Here is an 18,367-nt window from a genome sequence, read left to right as displayed (position 1 = left end):
GCACACTAGGGGGCGGTCGTGACGACGAAGGAGCATGTGGTGCACATCCTGGACGAGCTGCGCTGGCGCGGTCTGGTCGCGCAGTCCACCGACGAGCAGGCCCTGCGCGACGCGCTCGAGTCGGGGCCGGTCACCGTCTACTGCGGGTTCGACCCCACGGCTCCGAGCCTGCACCACGGTCATCTCGTCCAGCTGGTGCTGCTGCGCCACCTGCAACGGTCGGGGCACCGCGTGCTCGCACTGGTCGGCGGCGCGACCGGCATGATCGGCGATCCGCGGATGTCCGGCGAACGTGTGCTCAACAGCAAGGAGACGGTCGCCGAGTGGGTCGAGCGGCTGCGTGCTCAGATCTCGCGCTTCCTCGACTTCGACGGCGACAACCCGGCGCGGATGGTGAACAACCTCGACTGGACCGCCGAGCTGTCCGCGATCGACTTCCTGCGGGACATCGGCAAGCACTACCGGCTCGGCACCATGCTCGCGAAGGACACGGTTGCCCGGCGCCTCGCGAGCGACGAGGGCATCAGCTTCACCGAGTTCAGCTACCAGATCCTGCAGGGCCTGGACTACCTCGAGCTGAACCGGCGGTACGGCTGCACGCTGCAGACCGGCGGCAACGACCAGTGGGGGAACCTGCTCTCCGGGGTCGAGCTCATCCGGAAGGCCGAGCAGACCGGCGTGCACGCGCTCACGACACCGTTGATCACGAAGTCCGACGGCACGAAGTTCGGCAAGACCGAGGGTGGGGCCGTGTGGCTCGCCCCGGACATGATGACCCCGTACGCCTTCTACCAGTTCTGGATCAACACGGACGACGCGGACGTGGTCGGCTACCTCAAGACGTTCACCTTCCGTACCCGCGAGGAGGTCGAGGAGCTCGAGCGTGCGGTCGTCGAACGCCCGCATGCGCGTGAGGCCCAGCGGGTACTGGCCGGCGACGTGACGACCCTGGTGCACGGCCGCGCCGCGACCGACGCAGTGGTCGCGGCGAGCCAGGCACTGTTCGGCCGGGGAGACCTGGCCGAGCTGGACGAGTCGACTCTCGCGGCCGCAGTTGCGGAGCTGCCTCGCGCGGTCGTGCCGGAGGAGCCGGTCCAGGTCATCGACCTGCTCGCCGAAGCGGGACTCGTGGCGGGCCGGGGCGCCGGCCGACGGGCCGTCGCCGAAGGTGGGGTGTCGATCAACAACGTGCGGGTGACCGACCCGGATGCACTGCTGGACGCCTCGCAGCTGCTGCACGGTCGTTGGGCGGTGCTGCGCCGAGGCAAGCGGACCTTGGCCGTCGCCGAAGCCGTCTCCGGGTAGTGGTCCGGGCGGGATCGGCACCACCGAGCGTCTTCGCAGGTCAGACGGCGTTTCCGCGGCGCGACACGCCCGGGCGTCAGCCGATTTGACGACGTCCCTGGGGGTGCGTAATGTTTCTCCCCGTCGCCCAGACGGGAGGAACGGACAGCAGAGCGGATCACCGCTCGCCGGCCGGTCCCGCAGGGCGAAAACCCCGGTAGGATCTGTCCTGGCGCTGATGCGTCCGAACGGTCGCGCCAGGGATCGGGAAGCCCGAGACGAGCCGCGAACGCGGTTTGACAGAGGCAAACCGAGCAGATAGATTAGAGAGGTTGCCTCGGGAACGGGTCGAAGGGCCCGGAACGATGCGCGTCCGCTCCTTGAGAACTCAACAGCGTGCCAAAAGTCGATGCCAACTGTCGGCGGAGGGCAAGGAATGGGACCGACGGTCCCTGACTGAAACCCCCGGTCGACGTGGTAGCGACAAGTGACAAACGTCAGTTTTGTTATTTGATCGATGCCAGATCATCTGGCCCCTCGGGGCCTTTCTCCAGTCGGTTAGCCCCGCGTCTCGACGCGGGTGACCAACAGACATTCACGGAGAGTTTGATCCTGGCTCAGGACGAACGCTGGCGGCGTGCTTAACACATGCAAGTCGAACGGTGACCTCGGAGCTTGCTCCGGGTGATCAGTGGCGAACGGGTGAGTAACACGTGACCAACCTGCCCCCGACTCTGGGATAACCCCGGGAAATCGGAGCTAATACCGGATATGAGGCGCACAGGCATCTGGGCGTCTGGAAAGAATTTCGGTCGGGGATGGGGTCGCGGCCTATCAGCTAGTTGGTGGGGTAAAGGCCTACCAAGGCGACGACGGGTAGCCGGCCTGAGAGGGCGACCGGCCACACTGGGACTGAGACACGGCCCAGACTCCTACGGGAGGCAGCAGTGGGGAATATTGCACAATGGGCGCAAGCCTGATGCAGCGACGCCGCGTGAGGGATGACGGCCTTCGGGTTGTAAACCTCTTTCAGCAGGGAAGAAGCGCAAGTGACGGTACCTGCAGAAGAAGCGCCGGCTAACTACGTGCCAGCAGCCGCGGTAATACGTAGGGCGCAAGCGTTGTCCGGAATTATTGGGCGTAAAGAGCTCGTAGGCGGTCTGTCGCGTCTGCTGTGAAAACCCGAGGCTCAACCTCGGGCCTGCAGTGGGTACGGGCAGACTAGAGTGCGGTAGGGGAGACTGGAATTCCTGGTGTAGCGGTGGAATGCGCAGATATCAGGAGGAACACCGATGGCGAAGGCAGGTCTCTGGGCCGCAACTGACGCTGAGGAGCGAAAGCGTGGGGAGCGAACAGGATTAGATACCCTGGTAGTCCACGCCGTAAACGTTGGGCACTAGGTGTGGGGCTCATTCCACGAGTTCCGTGCCGCAGCAAACGCATTAAGTGCCCCGCCTGGGGAGTACGGCCGCAAGGCTAAAACTCAAAGGAATTGACGGGGGCCCGCACAAGCGGCGGAGCATGCGGATTAATTCGATGCAACGCGAAGAACCTTACCAAGGCTTGACATATACCGAAAACTCATGGAGACATGGGGTCCTTACGGGCGGTATACAGGTGGTGCATGGTTGTCGTCAGCTCGTGTCGTGAGATGTTGGGTTAAGTCCCGCAACGAGCGCAACCCTCGTCCTATGTTGCCAGCACATCATGGTGGGGACTCATAGGAGACTGCCGGGGTCAACTCGGAGGAAGGTGGGGATGACGTCAAATCATCATGCCCCTTATGTCTTGGGCTTCACGCATGCTACAATGGCCGGTACAAAGGGCTGCGATACCGCAAGGTGGAGCGAATCCCAAAAAGCCGGTCTCAGTTCGGATTGGGGTCTGCAACTCGACCCCATGAAGTCGGAGTCGCTAGTAATCGCAGATCAGCAACGCTGCGGTGAATACGTTCCCGGGCCTTGTACACACCGCCCGTCAAGTCACGAAAGTCGGTAACACCCGAAGCCGGTGGCCCAACCCTTGTGGAGGGAGCCGTCGAAGGTGGGACCAGCGATTGGGACTAAGTCGTAACAAGGTAGCCGTACCGGAAGGTGCGGCTGGATCACCTCCTTTCTAAGGAGCATCTGGCGCCCTCGAGGCGTCCAGGGCCTACTACTCGGACGATCGTTCCGAGGTGGGTAGCTCAAGGGTGGAACATCGACTATTGGCACCGCGCACCTACTGCCTCAGTACCTCCTTCGGGAGCGGAACCTGGCGACGAGGGCGCGGTGCCGGCACGCTGTTGGGTCCTGAGGGAACGGGCGAGAGCCTGACCTCGGGCCGGCCGGGTGGCCGGTACGTCGGACCGTCATGAACGGATGAACCGCCTCGACTCGTCGGGGCAGGCGCCGGGAGATGACGGGCCCGCCCGTAGCTTGAGAACTGCACAGTGGACGCGAGCATCTTTGTAAGTCTTTGTGGCAAGTCTTCAAGGGCGATTGGTGGATGCCTTGGCACTAGGAGCCGAAGAAGGACGTAGCAGCCTGCGATAAGCCTCGGGGAGTTGGCAAGCGAACCGTGATCCGAGGATTTCCGAATGGGGGAACCCAGCTGGAGTCATGTCCAGTTACCCACGTCTGAATATATAGGGCGTGTGGAGGGAACGTGGGGAAGTGAAACATCTCAGTACCCACAGGAAGAGATATTCCGTTAGTAGTGGCGAGCGAAAGCGGAAGAGGCCAAACCGTTGGTGTGTGATAGCCGGCAGGCGTTGCATCAGCGGGGTTGTGGGACCTCTTGGGAAGTTCTGCCGAACTTCCAGGGAGTCAGAAAATCGCGTGATAGTCGAAGGGCATTGAAAGGCCCGGCACAGAGGGTGCAACCCCCGTAGACGAAATCGTGCGATCTCCCGAGAGTCATCCCAAGTAGCACGGGGCCCGAGAAATCCCGTGTGAATCTGCAGAGACCACTCTGTAAGCCTAAATACTACCTAGTGACCGATAGCGGACCAGTACCGTGAGGGAAAGGTGAAAAGTACCCCGGGAGGGGAGTGAAATAGTACCTGAAACCGGTCGCCTACAATCCGTCGGAGCCTCCCTAGCAGGGGTGACGGCGTGCCTTTTGAAGAATGAGCCTGCGAGTTAGTGGTACGTGGCGAGGTTAACCCGTGTGGGGAAGCCGTAGCGAAAGCGAGTCCGAATAGGGCGATTCAGTCGCGTGCTCTAGACCCGAAGCGAAGTGATCTAGCCATGGGCAGGTTGAAGCGCGGGTAAGACCGCGTGGAGGACCGAACCCACCTGGGTTGAAAACCGGGGGGATGACCTGTGGTTAGGGGTGAAAGGCCAATCAAACTTCGTGATAGCTGGTTCTCCCCGAAATGCATTTAGGTGCAGCGTCACGTGTTTCTTGCCGGAGGTAGAGCTACTGGATGGCCAATGGGCCCCAAAAGGTTACTGACGTCAGCCAAACTCCGAATGCCGGTAAGTGAGAACGTGGCAGTGAGACTGCGGGGGATAAGCTCCGTAGTCGAGAGGGAAACAGCCCAGACCACCAGCTAAGGCCCCTAAGCGTATGCTAAGTGGGAAAGGATGTGGAGTTGCACAGACAACCAGGAGGTTGGCTTAGAAGCAGCCACCCTTGAAAGAGTGCGTAATAGCTCACTGGTCAAGTGATTCCGCGCCGACAATGTAGCGGGGCTCAAGTATACCGCCGAAGCTGTGGCATTCACACAACAGCCAGGTCTTCGTGATCCAGGCGTGTGGATGGGTAGGGGAGCGTCGTGTGGCGAGTGAAGTCGCGGGGGAACCCAGCGGTGGACGCCACACGAGTGAGAATGCAGGCATGAGTAGCGAAAGACGGGTGAGAAACCCGTCCGCCGAATGACCAAGGGTTCCAGGGCCAGGTTAATCCGCCCTGGGTAAGTCGGGACCTAAGGCGAGGCCGACAGGCGTAGTCGATGGACAACGGGTTGATATTCCCGTACCGGCGAAGAACCGCCCATACCGAACCCGGTGATGCTAAGCGCCCAAAGCCACGTAGATCCCTTCGGGGACGTCGTGGTGGAGCGCGCGACCCGAACCGGTAGTAGGTAAGCGTATTAACAGGGGTGACGCAGGAAGGTAGTCCAGCCGTCGCGATGGTTGACGACGGGCAAGGTTGTAGGGCGAGGTGTAGGCAAATCCGCACCTCCTGTGCCTGAGAACCGACGCGGACCGCATATGCGGGTAGTGGATGATCCTATGCTGCCAAGAAAAGCCTCGACGCGAGGTTCTAGCCGCCCGTACCCCAAACCGACTCAGGTGGTCAGGTAGAGAATACCAAGGCGATCGAGAGAATCGTGGTTAAGGAACTCGGCAAAATGCCCCCGTAACTTCGGGAGAAGGGGGGCCTGAGGCGTGAAGGCACTTGCTGCCGGAGCGCTTGAGGGCCGCAGAGACCAGGGAGAAGCGACTGTTTACTAAAAACACAGGTCCGTGCGAAGTTGCAAAACGATGTATACGGACTGACGCCTGCCCGGTGCTGGAAGGTTAAGAGGACGGGTCAGCTCTTCGGAGCGAAGCTCAGAATTTAAGCCCCAGTAAACGGCGGTGGTAACTATAACCATCCTAAGGTAGCGAAATTCCTTGTCGGGTAAGTTCCGACCTGCACGAATGGCGTAACGACTTCTCCGCTGTCTCAACCGCGAACTCGGCGAAATTGCACTACGAGTAAAGATGCTCGTTACGCGCAGCAGGACGGAAAGACCCCGGGACCTTTACTATAGCTTGGTATTGGTGTTCGGTACGGCTTGTGTAGGATAGGTGGGAGACTGTGAAGCCGGCACGCCAGTGTCGGTGGAGTCAACGTTGAAATACCACTCTGGTCGTTCTGGATATCTAACCTCGGTCCGTAATCCGGATCAGGGACAGTGCCTGGTGGGTAGTTTAACTGGGGCGGTTGCCTCCCAAAATGTAACGGAGGCGCTCAAAGGTTCCCTCAGCCTGGTTGGCAATCAGGTGGCGAGTGCAAGTGCACAAGGGAGCTTGACTGTGAGACTGACAGGTCGAGCAGGGACGAAAGTCGGAACTAGTGATCCGGCGGTGGCTTGTGGAAGCGCCGTCGCTCAACGGATAAAAGGTACCCCGGGGATAACAGGCTGATCTTGCCCAAGAGTCCATATCGACGGCATGGTTTGGCACCTCGATGTCGGCTCGTCGCATCCTGGGGCTGGAGTAGGTCCCAAGGGTTGGGCTGTTCGCCCATTAAAGCGGTACGCGAGCTGGGTTTAGAACGTCGTGAGACAGTTCGGTCCCTATCCGCTGCGCGCGCAGGAAACTTGAGAAGGGCTGTCCCTAGTACGAGAGGACCGGGACGGACGAACCTCTGGTGTGCCAGTTGTTCCGCCAGGAGCACGGCTGGTTAGCTACGTTCGGAAGGGATAACCGCTGAAAGCATCTAAGCGGGAAGCCTGCTTCAAGATGAGGTTTCCATGGGGTTCGCCCCGAGAGGCTCCCAGCTAGAACACTGGGTTAATAGGCCGGATGTGGAAGTGTGGACTAACGACACATGCAGCTGACCGGTACTAATAAGCCGATGACTTGACACACACTTACATTGCTACGCGTCCACTGTGCGGTTCCCGAGATACGGTCGGGAACCCGATTGACATCTCCATAGAGTTTCGGCGGTCATAGCGAGGGGGAAACGCCCGGCTCCATTCCGAACCCGGAAGCTAAGCCCCTCTGCGCCGATGGTACTGCACTGGTGACGGTGTGGGAGAGTAGGTCGCCGCCGAACATTTCTTCAGAAAAGGCCACCCCGCTGGGGTGGCCTTTTCTGCTTTCTGACCGCGTCCAGCTGGCGACGCGGCACACGGTACGTGCGCGTGAGACCATGGCGGCTGCGCTGAGAGGATGGTGAGCGGTGGCCGGCGACGAGCGACCCAGGGGCGGCAGGGGTGCACGCGAGGGGTCCGGCGGTGGCCGGGGCCGTGGTCCGAGTGACGGTTCCGGCGCCGGCCAGCGTGGCGGAGGCTCTGCACGCGGAGGCGGATCTGCGGGACGGTCTTGGTCCGCCGGTGGCACGTCGCGCGACGCGGGCGAACGCGGTACCGGTCGGGACCGGAGCAGCGCTGATCGCCAGGACCGCCAGGACCGCCAGGCTGGTGCGCGTGGTGTCGGCCGCGGACAGAGTTCGAGCGGGCGGAGCAACGGGGCGTCAGGTCAACGCTCGACGGCCGGCTCGAGTGGCACGCGGGGTGAGCGCGGCACCGGTGTGCGTGGCTCCGGCGCCGGTTCGCGCGGTGGGTCCGGGGACGGGCGCGGGCGGCCGGGTGGTTCGGAACGGCGCGGGCGCGCGCCGGGCGAGGCGTCCGGTGGAGAAGGCACCCGGGAGCGGGGCGGTTCCCGACCCGGGCGCCCGAGTGGGCGTTCTGGACAGGTGAGCGACGAGCGCGGCGGTCGTTCGGGGCAGGTGCGTGATGAGCGCGGTGGTCGTTCGGGGCAGGTGCGTCGTGATCGCGGTGGGCGTTCGGGTGTCGAGCCGGGCCGGCGACCGACTGCCCGCGACGGAGCCGCAGCAGACTCGCTGCGGCCGCGAGCGCCTGAGATTCCGCGGGAGGTCGAGGCGTCGGATCTCGATCGGGCGGCGCGTTCTCGCCTGCGGACGCTGAGCAAGGACAATGCCGAGGGTGTCGCGCGGCACCTCGTGATGGCCGGTCGTCTCCTGGACGAAGACCCGGAGCTCGCGTATCAGCATGCCCAGGCCGCCGTCCGGCGCGCGGGAAGAGTCGACGTCGTTCGTGAGGCTGCGGGCATCGCCGCGTACCACACGGGTCGGTACGCGGAGGCGCTCCGCGAGCTCAGGACCGTGCGTCGGCTGAGCGGGTCGGCTGAGCACCTGCCGGTGATGGCCGACTGCGAGCGCGGCCTGGGCCGGCCGGAGCGCGCGATCGCGCTCGCGAAGGACGAAGGCGTCGCGACCCTGGACCGTACGGCGAAGGTCGAGCTCGCGATGGTGGTCGCCGGAGCCAGGCTCGATCTGAAGGACCCCGAAGGGGCCCTGGTCGCACTCAACACCCCGGAGGCTCGCTCCGCGAAGGGCGAGCTCGCCGTGCGGGTCGCCCAGGTCCGGGTCGACGCGCTCGAGGCCGCTGGGCGACCGGACGACGCCGCCGAGCTCCGGTCGTCGCTCCCGGTCGACGAGGACGAGCTGGTTCTCGTGGACCTCGACGACGACGACGAGGAGCCGGATCCGGACGGTGCGGACCCAACCGGCGGCGGAGCCGGGGCGGAGAGCGCGAAGTGAGCGTCGGGCTGCTCGGCGCGGATCGACCCCTTGCCGAGCTGCACGACCTTGCCCTGGTCGACCTCGACGGGGTCGCCTACCGAGGGAAGAACCCGATCCCGTACGCCGCCGAGGGTCTGGCAGGCGCGCGCGGGCTGGGCATGCACCTCGTCTTCGTGACGAACAACTCGTCGCGCGAGCCCGGATCGGTGGCCGAGCAGCTCACCGGCCTGGACATCCCGTGCGACCCCATCGACGTGATGACCGCCGCACAGGCGGCGGCCGCTGTGCTCGCCGACCGACTCGACCTGGGGAGCCGTGTGCTCGTGGTCGGCGGCGCAGGGCTCGCGACGGCCGTGCGGGAGGCGGGCTTCGAGGTCGTCAGCCGCGCTGACGCCCGGCCGGCTGCGGTCGTGCAGGGGTACGCAGCGGACGTCGGCTGGCCGCAGCTCGCCGAGGCCACCTACGCGATCCGGGCCGGAGCGTGGTTCGTCGCGAGCAACCTCGACCGGACGCTCCCGACCGAGCACGGCTTCGCTCCGGGCAACGGTTCGTTGGTCGCGGCGGTGCAGACGGCGACCGACGTCGTCCCGACCAACTGCGGCAAGCCGGAACCCACGATGTACCAGCTCGCTGCGCGGCGCCACGGTGCCCGCAACCCGCTCGTGGTCGGCGATCGTCTGGACACCGACCTCGCCGGTGCGCGGGCCGCGGACTATCCCGGGCTGCACGTCATCACCGGTGTGAGCTCGGCGCGGGACGCCGTGCTGGCCCGGCCCGCCGAACGACCCCACTACCTTGCGGCGGACCTGCGCGGCCTGCTCACCACGCATCCCGCACCGCTGCGTGACGGCGAGTGGTGGCGATGCGGCTCCGCTGCCGCGCGGGTCACCGACGGTCGACTGGAACTGGCCGACCGGGGCACCCTGATCGACCGGGCCCGCGCCGCGTGCGCCGCGGGATGGGACGCCGCCGACACGGGCGCGCCGTTCGACCCCGACACGGTGCCCGACCTGGCGGTGGACGAGGCGTGACTCGCCCCCGCGGAAGGTAGCGTGGTCCCGGACACGAGCAGGAGGGACCGGCGTGGAGCACGACGAGACCACGGGCGCGGGCGCGCCGTCCGTGGCCGACGCCTCGGCGAAGGAGCCCGCGCCGAGCGCGGTCGATGACATCGAGGTGCTGCTCGAGGGCGTACGCGACCTACCGTTGCGCGAGCAGGTCGTCGTCTTCGAGCAGGTGCACACCACCCTCACCGACCGGTTGAGCGAGCGCGAGGCGTGACCAGGCTGGACGCCGAGCTCGTCCGGCGTGGACTGGCTCGCTCGCGGCGTCGCGCCGCCGAGCTGGTCGAAGCCGGACGGGTGCTGGTCGACGGCAGCCCGGCTGCCAAGCCGGCCCGCGCTGTCGCGCCCACGGCAGAGCTCACTGTCGCCCCGGGCGACGAGTACGTCTCGCGTGGCGCCCACAAGCTGCTTGGCGCGTTCGATGATCTGGCCGCGCTCGGGACCCCCGTCGTGGTCGCCTCCGCGAGGTGCCTGGACGCAGGAGCGTCGACCGGCGGGTTCACCCAGGTCCTGCTCGAGGCCGGCGCGGCGCACGTCGACGCCGTCGACGTGGGGCACGGGCAGGCCGCGCCCGAGATCGCCGCCGACCCGAGGGTCACGGTGCGCGAGGGCGTCAACGTTCGCCACCTCGTCCCCGCAGATCTCACGGGTCCTCCGGACCTGGTCGTGGCCGATCTCTCGTTCATCTCCCTCACCCTCGTCCTCGACGCCCTGATCGGGGTCACCGCGCCCGGGGCCCACCTGCTCGTGCTGGTCAAGCCGCAGTTCGAGGTCGGTCGCGAACGACTCGGAGCGGACGGTGTGGTCACGTCCGACGCGCTGCGGGCCGAGGCCGTTCTCGCCGTGGCCGACGCGGTTCCCCAGCACGTCCGCATCGACGCCGTCCTGCCGAGCCGGCTGCCCGGACCGGCCGGGAACCGCGAGTACTTCCTGCACCTCGTCGTCACCGACGACGCCTCGCGCGACCCGCGCGACCAGCTCGTGGCCGCCGTCGACGCGGCCGTGGCCGGCCGTGCAGCACTCGTGCGCCCGATGCGTACGCCCAGGAGGGACTCATGACTCGATCGGTGCTCGTCGTCGCGCACCTGCACCACCCGGAGGCCGTCGCGGCCACCGAGCTCGCGGTGCGGACGCTCGAAGAGGTCGGCATGCGTGCCGTCACCGAGGACGAGTTCGAGTACGGCAGCCCGCTCGAAGCGGTGCTCGTGCTCGGTGGCGACGGCACGATCCTCCGTGCGGCGGAGCTCGCGCGCGGCAGCGGGGCGCCGCTCGTCGGGGTGAACTTCGGCCACGTGGGATTCCTCGCCGAGACCGAGCGCGAGCAGGTCGACGACGTCGTACGTCGCGTCGCGACCGGGGACTACGAGGTCGAGGAGCGCGGCACGATCGAGATCACGGTGCACCGGCCCGGAGCCCCACCGGTCACCGACTGGGCGCTCAACGAGGCAGCCGTGGAGAAGTCCGATCGGACCCGGATGGTCGCCGTGGCCATCGAGGTCGACGGCCGTCCGCTGTCCTCGTTCGGCTGCGACGGGGTCATCATGTCGACCTCGACCGGATCGACCGCGCACGCGTTCTCCGCCGGCGGGCCGGTCGTGTGGCCCGACGTGGACGCGATGGTGCTGGTCCCGGTCTCGGCCCATGCGCTGTTCGCGCGTCCGCTCGTCGTGGGACCGCAGTCCGTCCTGGCGGTCGAGATCGTCCGGCGGTCGTCCAGTGCGGGGCTGCTGTGCACCGACGGGCACCGTCGGATCGACCTGCCGGTCGGATCCCGGGTCGAGGTGCGGCGGGGAGCCGACCCGGTCCGGCTCGCCAGGCTGAGTCCCGCGCCGTTCACCGATCGGCTGGTGTCCCGGTTCTCGCTGCCGGTCCAGGGTTGGAGGGGCTGGGCCGGGGAGCACGGGGTCACCACGTGATCTCCGAACTGCGGATCGGCGATCTCGGAGTCATCGAAGAGGCCACGATCCCGCTGTCTCCCGGCTTGACCGTGATCACCGGCGAGACCGGCGCCGGGAAGACGATGGTGCTGTCCGGCCTCTCGCTCATTCTCGGCGGCCGGGCCGACGCCTCGGTGGTGCGGTCGGGCGCCGACCGAGCGCGTGCCGAGGGGCGGTTCCTGGTCGACCCGGCGTCCGAGGTCGCCGAACGCGCGAGGGAGGCCGGTGCCGAGCTCGACGAGGACGGCACGCTCGTGGTGCTGAGGACCGTCGCCCAGGGCAGGTCGCGCACCGTGCTCGGTGGAGTCGGGGTCCCCGTCGCGGTCCTTGCCGGGCTCGCGGACACCCTGGTCACGGTGCACGGACAGGCCGATCAGGCGCGCTTGCGTTCGCCGCGCCACCAGCGTGCCGCGCTCGACGCCTTCGCGGGCGCACCGCACCTCGTCGCGCTCGAGGAGCACCGCTCCGCCTGGGCCAGGCGGCAGGACGCCGCGTCCGAGCTCGCCGAGCTCGACCGCACGATGGCCGAACGTCGTCGCGAGGCGGAGCTGCTCCGGGTCGGGCTGGCCGAGGTGGAGCGGGTGAACCCGCAGCCGGGCGAGGACACCGAGCTCGCAGCGGAGGCCGAGCGCCTCGCGCACCTCGAGGACGTGCGGGCCGCCGCGGCCCGTGCGCACGGTGCGCTGAGCGGTGGCGACGGACCGGACGAGCCCGGCGCATCCGGGTTGGTGGACCAGGCCCGGCGGGCCGCGGACGCGGTTGCGTCGCACGACGTGACCTTGGCCGGCCTCACCGAGCGCCTCGCCGAGGTGGGCTACCTGCTCGACGACCTCGCGGCCGAGCTGTCCGGGTACGCCGACACGCTCGAAGCAGATCCCGGCCGCCTCGACCAGGTCCAGGCACGGCGCGCCGAGCTCTCCACCCTGGCCCGCGCGCACGGCGGGACCGTGGACGACGTCCTCACCTGGGTCGAGGCGGCCGGTCCGCGGCTCCTCGAGCTCGACCAGGGCGACGACCGGCGGGCCGCTCTCGCAGCGGAGCTGGCCGACCTCGACGCGACGCTCGCCGCGACCGCCGCCAGGGTGACGGCCGGCCGCGCCGATGCCGCGGGGCGGCTCGCGGCGACCGTGACCGACGAGCTGGCCGGCCTGGCCATGGCGGACGCCACGTTCGGGGTCGTGCTGCGAGAGCTGCCCGAGATCGGGCCGTGGGGCGCCGAAGACGTCGAGATGACCCTCGTCGGTCATGCGGGCGCTCCGCCGAGGCCCCTCGGGCAGGGCGCGTCCGGGGGTGAGCTCTCCCGGGTCATGCTCGCGGTCGAGGTCGCTCTCGCCACCGCGCCCGACGCGCAGCGCCCCTCGACGTTCGTCTTCGACGAGGTCGACGCGGGCGTCGGCGGTCGCGCGGCGGTCGAGGTCGGGCGACGGCTCGCGGAGCTCGCCCGGCACAGCCAGGTCGTCGTGGTGACCCACCTCGCGCAGGTCGCCGCCTACGCGGACCAGCACCTCGTGGTCAGCCGCTCCAGCAAGCAGGGTGTCGACGTCGTGACCGCGTCCGACGTGCGCCGGGTCGACGGCGCCGATCGGGTCGCCGAGCTGGCACGGATGCTGTCCGGCACGGACTCGGCCACGGCGCTCGAGCACGCCGCCGAGCTCCTCGAGCGCTCCGTCGTGGGACGATGACCCGCGATGAGACTGCGATTCCGTTCCCGTGAGAGCCTGCCCGAACGCCCCGGACTGACCGGCACCGTTCGGGTCGACCCGCGCACCAAGAACCTCACCAAGCGGCTCAAGGCCGGCGAGATCGCCGTCATCGACCACCTCGATCTCGACCGGGTCTCCGCGGAGGCGCTCGCGACCTGCCGACCGGTGGCCGTGCTCAACGCGGCCCGCTCGACGAGCGGCCGCTACCCGAACCTCGGCCCCGAGATCCTGCTGCAGGCAGGCATCACGCTGATCGACGACCTCGGCGCCGACGTCCTCACGCTCGTCGAGGGGCACCAGGTCCGCGTCGAGGGCGGGTCCGTCTACGACGGCGATCGCCTCGTCGCCGAGGGTGTCGTGCAGGACGCGGGCTCGGTCGCCGCGGCGATGGAGGACGCGCGTGCCGGGCTCGCCGTGCAGCTCGAGTCGTTCGCCGCCAACACCATGGACTACCTGCGCAAGGAGCGCGAGCTCCTGCTGGACGGCGTGGGCGTCCCGGACGTGCGGACCGTGCTCCAGGGTCGGCAGGCGCTGATCGTGGTCCGCGGCTACCACTACCGGGAGGACCTCGTGGTGCTGCGTCCGTACATCCGGGAGTACCGGCCGGTGCTCATCGGGGTGGACGGCGGCGCCGACGCGATCCTCGAGGCGGGCTGGACACCGGACATGATCGTCGGCGACATGGACTCGGTCTCGGACAAGGCGCTGACCTGCGGTGCCGAGATCGTCGTGCACGCGTACCGCGACGGGCGGGCGCCCGGCGTGGAGCGGGTCGAGAAGCTCGGGGTCGACCCGGTCGTCTTCCCGGCGACCGGGACCAGCGAGGACGTCGCGATGCTGCTCGCCGACGACAAGGGCGCCGAGCTGATCGTCGCGGTCGGCACGCACGCGACCCTCGTGGAGTTCCTCGACAAGGGACGGGCCGGCATGGCGAGCACGTTCCTCACCAGGCTGCGAGTGGGTGGCAAGCTCGTCGACGCCAAGGGCGTGTCACAGCTGTACCGCCAGCGCATCGCCACCTGGCAGCTCGGCCTGCTGATCATCGCGGGCCTGCTCGCGCTCGGCGTCGCGCTCGCCTCGACCACCGCCGGGCAGACCCTGTTCGGCCTCGTGGGCGCCTGGTTCGACGACGTGTGGTCGTCCCTGGGCGGCCTGTTCGGTGGCGCGGGATGACCCGCACCGCTGCTGACCCGGAGAGCAACGCATGATCGACTTCCGCTATCACCTCGTCTCGCTCATCTCGGTGTTCCTCGCGCTCGCGGTGGGCATCGCCCTGGGCGCCGGTCCGCTCGAGGAGTCCATCGGCGACACCTTGACCGGGCAGGTCGACCAGCTGCGCGCCGAGAAGGACGACCTGCGTGCGCAGGTCGAGCAGCTGTCCGGAGAGCTCGACGACTCCGAGGCCGCACTCACCGCGCTCGGGCCGAGCGTGCTCGACGGCACGCTCGGCGGGCGACGGGTGGCGCTCGTCGTCCTGGACGAGGTCGACCAGTCCGTGGTCGAGCAGATCAGCCGTTCGGTCGGGCAGGCAGGCGGCACGGTCAGCGCGGTGGCGACAGTCACGCAGGCGTGGACCGACCCGACCCGCTCGACCTTCCGGCAGTCGCTCGCCGCGACGATGGTCACCTACCTCGACACCGTGCCACCCGCCGACGCGGGTACCGACACCGAGCTAGCCGAGGCGCTCGCGCAGGCGCTGACCACGCCTGAGCCGACCGACCCCGACGTGCTGTCGGAGCACGCCCAGGTGCTCCTGGACCTGTTCGGCGGCGACTCCGGCCTGGTCACGTTCTCCGACACCGTGACGGCGCCCGCCGACGCGATCGTCGTCGTGGCCGGCCCGATCAGCGCGGACGAGCCCGTGGCGACGCCGACCCCGGACTCGACGGCCACGTCCGACGTCCCGCAGGACGGGACCAGCGCCAGTGCCACCGCGACGGCCGAGGCGACTGCGACGGCCAGCGAGTCGGCGAGTGATACGGAGGTCGAGGCGCAGGTCGCCGCGTGGAGCGAGATCGCGCTCGCGTCGCAGCGTCGCAGCGACGGAGCGGTGGTCGTCACCGGGACCGTCTCGGACCCGGGGCTGGTGCTGTCGATCCGCACCGATGCGGACCTCTCCGGGCAGCTGTCCACGGTGGACAGCGTCCTCACGCCGGCCGGTGGGATCGCGGTCCCGCTGGCGCTCACCAACCGGATCTCGGGCACCGTCGGGCAGTACGGCTTCGGCCCGGACGCGAGCGACCCGATCCCGCCTCGCGTCGAGCTTCCGCCGATCGAGCGGACCCCTGAGGTCGTGGAGGAGCCGACGCCGTCCGACACGCAGCCCACCGAGGGCGCGGACGCGTCCACCGGGCAGGGCTGATGGCTCGCGCGCTGCTCTCCGGGCTGCTCGCGGCCGGGGGCACCGCACTCGCCCGGCGCGGTGCCGATGTCGTGGTGCGCCCCTCGGACGCGGCTGACGGCCGCTGGACGCGGACCAACCACCGCGGGGCACCCATCAGCCTGCTCGAGGGTCCCGCGGTCGGCGTGGGGCTGCTGGCGGGCGCCGTGGCGTGCCCGGGCCGGCTGGCGGCCGCGACGGCGCTGGCAGGCGCCGGCGGGCTCGCGTTCGGCCTGGTCGACGACCTCGCCGAGGACACCCGCCGGGCTCGCAAGGGCCTCAGAGGCCACCTGGGGGCGCTCGTGCACGGCGAGCTGACCACCGGCGGCCTCAAGGTGCTCGGTATCGGAGCCAGTGCGACGCTGGCGTCCGCCGTCCTGACCGGCCGCCCGAGTCGGGGAACCGTCCGGTGGGTCGTCGAGGTGCTGACCGGTGGCGCGCTCGTGGCCGCCACCGCGAACCTGGTCAACCTCCTCGACCTGCGCCCCGGCCGTGCGCTCAAGGCCGTCGGGATCGCCGCGGCACCGACCCTGCTCGGAGCGGGGGCACCCGCAGGCGCGGCGGTGCTGGGCGCCGCGGCGGCCGCGCTGCCGCGCGACCTCGCCGAGCGCGACATGCTGGGTGACGGGGGAGCGAACGCGTTGGGCGCCGGTCTCGGGGTCGCGGTCCTCGCGAGCACCGGGCCGCGGGCCAGGCTCGCGCTGCTGGCCGGGGCAGTGGCCCTCACGGTGGCGAGCGAGAAGGTGAGCTTCTCGGAGGTGATCGCGCGCACGCCGGGGTTGCGGGAGCTGGACGCGTGGGGTCGGCGGGCGTGACCTCGCAGGCCGTCGCGCGCGGTCGCGGCTCCGGGCTCCTGGGAGCGGCCGCCCTCATCGCCGGGGTGACCGTGCTGTCCCGGTTGCTCGGGTTCGGGCGGTGGTTGGCGCAGGCCGCCAGCGTCGGCGACGGTGCGATCGGCGACGCCTACAACTCGGCGAACCTGCTGCCCAACGTGCTCTTCGAGATCGCCGCGGGTGGCGCGCTCGCAGGAGCGGTCGTCCCGGTCCTCGCCGGGCTGGTCCAGCGTGGCGCCCGCGACGAGATCGACCGGATGGTCGCCGCGACGCTCGGCTGGACGTTGCTCGTGCTCGTCCCGCTCGGGGGACTGCTGGCCGCGTTCTCCGGGCCGATCGCCCAGGCGATCCCGGGAACCGACGGGCTCGAGCCCGTGGTCGCGTACTTCCTCCTGGTGTTCTCGGTGCAGGTGCCGCTGTACGGCACAGCGGTGCTCCTCTACGGCGTGCTCCAGGCACACCACCGGTTCTTCTGGCCGGCCTTCGCCCCCGCCCTCGCCTCGATCGTGACGATCGTCGCCTACCTGGTCTACGGCCGGCTCGCGGGTGGTGAGATCAACGACCCCGCCGCGCTCGCGCCCGGTGCGCTCGAGTGGCTCGCGTGGGGGACCACGGCGGGGGTGGCCGCGATGGTCGTCCCGCTGCTCGGCCCGGTGCGCGCGGCCGGGGTGCACCTGCGGCTGTCGCTGCGGTTCCCCGACGGGGCCGGGCGGCGTGTGCTGCGGCTCGCGGCGTCCGGCGTCGGCGGGCTCGTCGCGCAGCAGCTCGCCTACTTCGTCGCGATGCTGGTCGCCAACGCGCGCGGGGGCGACGGCACCTACACGGTGTACGCCTGGACCCAGGCCGTGTACCTGCTGCCGTACGCCGTGCTCGTCGTGCCGCTCGCGACCTCGACCTTCCCTCGGCTGGCCGCCGCCGCGCACGACCGGGTGAGGTTCGCGTCCCTCACCGCGATCACCACGCGGGCCGTGCTCGTGGCGGGTGGTCTCGGCGCCGCGGTGCTGGTCGCGGTGGCTCCGGCGGTGATGATCGTCTTCCTGACCATCCGGCCGCCCCACGACGGCACCAGCACGGTCGTCTGGATGGCGACGACGCTGGTCTGGATGGCGCCCGGGGTGGTCGGGTACGGGCTTCTGTTCCACGCCTCACGTGCGCTGTTCGCCCTCGAGCGGTCGCGCAGCGCGGTGGCCGGGATCGGCCTCGGCTGGCTGACGGTGTCGGTCGCGGCCGTCGTGCTCGCGAACACCGGGGAGTCCGGCTCGCAGCACACGCTGCTGGCCCTCGGCGCGGCGATGAGCCTCGGCATGTTGGTCGGTGCGGTCGCGCTGCTCTGGCTGCTGCGCCGGGCAGCGGGACCCGGGGCCCTGGCCGGGCTGGGGCGGACCGCGGCCGTGCTGGTGGTCGGTGCGGGTGTCGGCGCGGGTGCCGGTTACCTCGTCACGTTGAAGGCCGCAGGACTGCCGACACCGGGGTCGCCCGTTGCCGTCGTGCCGTCCCTGGACGCCTACCTCGCGGTCGGTCTCGTGCGGGCGCTGGCCGCGGCGGCCGCAGGGGGGATCGTCGCCGCTGCCGTGACGGTGGTCGCCGTCGTCCTCGGCGACCGTGGCACGCTGCTGGGGCTGCGCTCCGCACAGGCCGACGCGCCGGTCGATCCGGCGGTCGACCCACCGCTCGGCCGGGTGACGGGCGAGCCGCAGGAGGGGTCGCCGGCGGGGTTCGATCCGGGCGCGACCGCGCCCCTGGACGCGCCCCTGGACGCACCCCTCGACGCGCCCGCCGGCACACCCGACGCGCCCGCCGACGCACCCGGCACGCGCGACGACGCGCCCGGCACGCGCGACGACGCGCCCGCCGACGCGCCCGACACGCCCGACGACGCACCGCCCGGTGCGGGAGCGGGTCCCGGCGTCAGGTAGGC

At 69.1% G+C, this 18,367-nt stretch carries 11 protein-coding genes and 3 rRNA genes; all 14 read left to right on the top strand.

The window, feature by feature from the left end:
• Positions 1-36: 36 nt before the first annotated feature.
• Complete coding sequence (gene tyrS / locus OEB99_RS03555) at positions 37-1,305, top strand: tyrosine--tRNA ligase (protein WP_263508862.1); 1,269 nt, start codon at positions 37-39, stop codon at positions 1,303-1,305.
• Positions 1,306-1,878: 573 nt separating this feature from the next.
• Positions 1,879-3,399 (top strand): 16S ribosomal RNA (locus OEB99_RS03550).
• A gap of 345 nt (positions 3,400-3,744) precedes the next feature.
• Positions 3,745-6,850, top strand: a 23S ribosomal RNA gene (locus tag OEB99_RS03545).
• A 74-nt stretch (positions 6,851-6,924) separates the two neighbouring features.
• Positions 6,925-7,041 (top strand): 5S ribosomal RNA (gene rrf / locus OEB99_RS03540).
• The 16S, 23S and 5S rRNA genes sit together here, the layout of an rRNA operon.
• Before the next feature lie 912 nt (positions 7,042-7,953).
• Entirely contained in the window at positions 7,954-8,550 is a 597-nt protein-coding gene (locus OEB99_RS03535) for a hypothetical protein (protein WP_263508378.1), read from the top strand.
• On the top strand, positions 8,547-9,563 hold the full coding sequence (locus tag OEB99_RS03530) for an HAD-IIA family hydrolase (protein ID WP_263508377.1): 1,017 nt from the start codon (positions 8,547-8,549) through the stop codon (positions 9,561-9,563). The genes OEB99_RS03535 and OEB99_RS03530 overlap by 4 nt, the downstream gene beginning before the upstream one ends.
• A gap of 52 nt (positions 9,564-9,615) precedes the next feature.
• Positions 9,616-9,813, top strand: a complete 198-nt coding sequence (locus tag OEB99_RS03525) for a hypothetical protein (RefSeq protein WP_263508376.1) — start codon at positions 9,616-9,618, stop codon at positions 9,811-9,813.
• Complete coding sequence (locus OEB99_RS03520; protein WP_263508375.1) at positions 9,810-10,655, top strand: TlyA family RNA methyltransferase; 846 nt, start codon at positions 9,810-9,812, stop codon at positions 10,653-10,655. Before OEB99_RS03525 ends, OEB99_RS03520 begins: the two co-directional genes overlap by 4 nt.
• Positions 10,652-11,512: an NAD kinase gene (locus OEB99_RS03515; protein ID WP_263508374.1), complete on the top strand. Its 861-nt coding sequence runs from the start codon at positions 10,652-10,654 to the stop codon at positions 11,510-11,512. The genes OEB99_RS03520 and OEB99_RS03515 overlap by 4 nt, the downstream gene beginning before the upstream one ends.
• A complete protein-coding gene (gene recN, locus OEB99_RS03510; protein WP_263508373.1) occupies positions 11,509-13,215 on the top strand; it encodes a DNA repair protein RecN in 1,707 nt (568 codons plus the stop codon). The genes OEB99_RS03515 and recN overlap by 4 nt, the downstream gene beginning before the upstream one ends.
• A 6-nt stretch (positions 13,216-13,221) precedes the next feature.
• A complete protein-coding gene (gene steA, locus OEB99_RS03505; protein WP_263508371.1) occupies positions 13,222-14,409 on the top strand; it encodes a putative cytokinetic ring protein SteA in 1,188 nt (395 codons plus the stop codon).
• A gap of 31 nt (positions 14,410-14,440) precedes the next feature.
• Positions 14,441-15,598 (top strand): copper transporter, encoded by a 1,158-nt coding sequence (locus OEB99_RS03500; protein WP_263508370.1) that lies wholly within the window; start codon positions 14,441-14,443, stop codon positions 15,596-15,598.
• A complete protein-coding gene (locus OEB99_RS03495; RefSeq protein WP_263508369.1) occupies positions 15,598-16,431 on the top strand; it encodes a hypothetical protein in 834 nt (277 codons plus the stop codon). Before OEB99_RS03500 ends, OEB99_RS03495 begins: the two co-directional genes overlap by 1 nt.
• A complete protein-coding gene (gene murJ / locus OEB99_RS03490; protein ID WP_263508368.1) occupies positions 16,428-18,365 on the top strand; it encodes a murein biosynthesis integral membrane protein MurJ in 1,938 nt (645 codons plus the stop codon). Before OEB99_RS03495 ends, murJ begins: the two co-directional genes overlap by 4 nt.
• The last annotated feature ends 2 nt before the right edge of the window (positions 18,366-18,367 follow it).

It is taken from the genome of Actinotalea endophytica, assembly GCF_025717005.1.
Classification (GTDB): Bacteria; Actinomycetota; Actinomycetes; order Actinomycetales; family Cellulomonadaceae; genus Actinotalea.
The sequence above is the reverse complement of the archived record's forward strand: the minus strand, read 5'-3'. Positions and strand labels throughout refer to the sequence as shown.

Bases quoted from the DNA above. Each gene is read 5' to 3' on its own strand.
- OEB99_RS03535 (WP_263508378.1), top strand. From the start codon at position 7,954: ATGGCCGGTCGTCTCCTGGACGAAGACCCGGAGCTCGCGTATCAGCAT.
- OEB99_RS03515 (WP_263508374.1), top strand. From the start codon at position 10,652: ATGACTCGATCGGTGCTCGTCGTCGCGCACCTGCACCACCCGGAGGCC.
- steA (WP_263508371.1), top strand. From the start codon at position 13,222: ATGAGACTGCGATTCCGTTCCCGTGAGAGCCTGCCCGAACGCCCCGGA.
- OEB99_RS03500 (WP_263508370.1), top strand. From the start codon at position 14,441: ATGATCGACTTCCGCTATCACCTCGTCTCGCTCATCTCGGTGTTCCTC.
- OEB99_RS03495 (WP_263508369.1), top strand. From the start codon at position 15,598: ATGGCTCGCGCGCTGCTCTCCGGGCTGCTCGCGGCCGGGGGCACCGCA.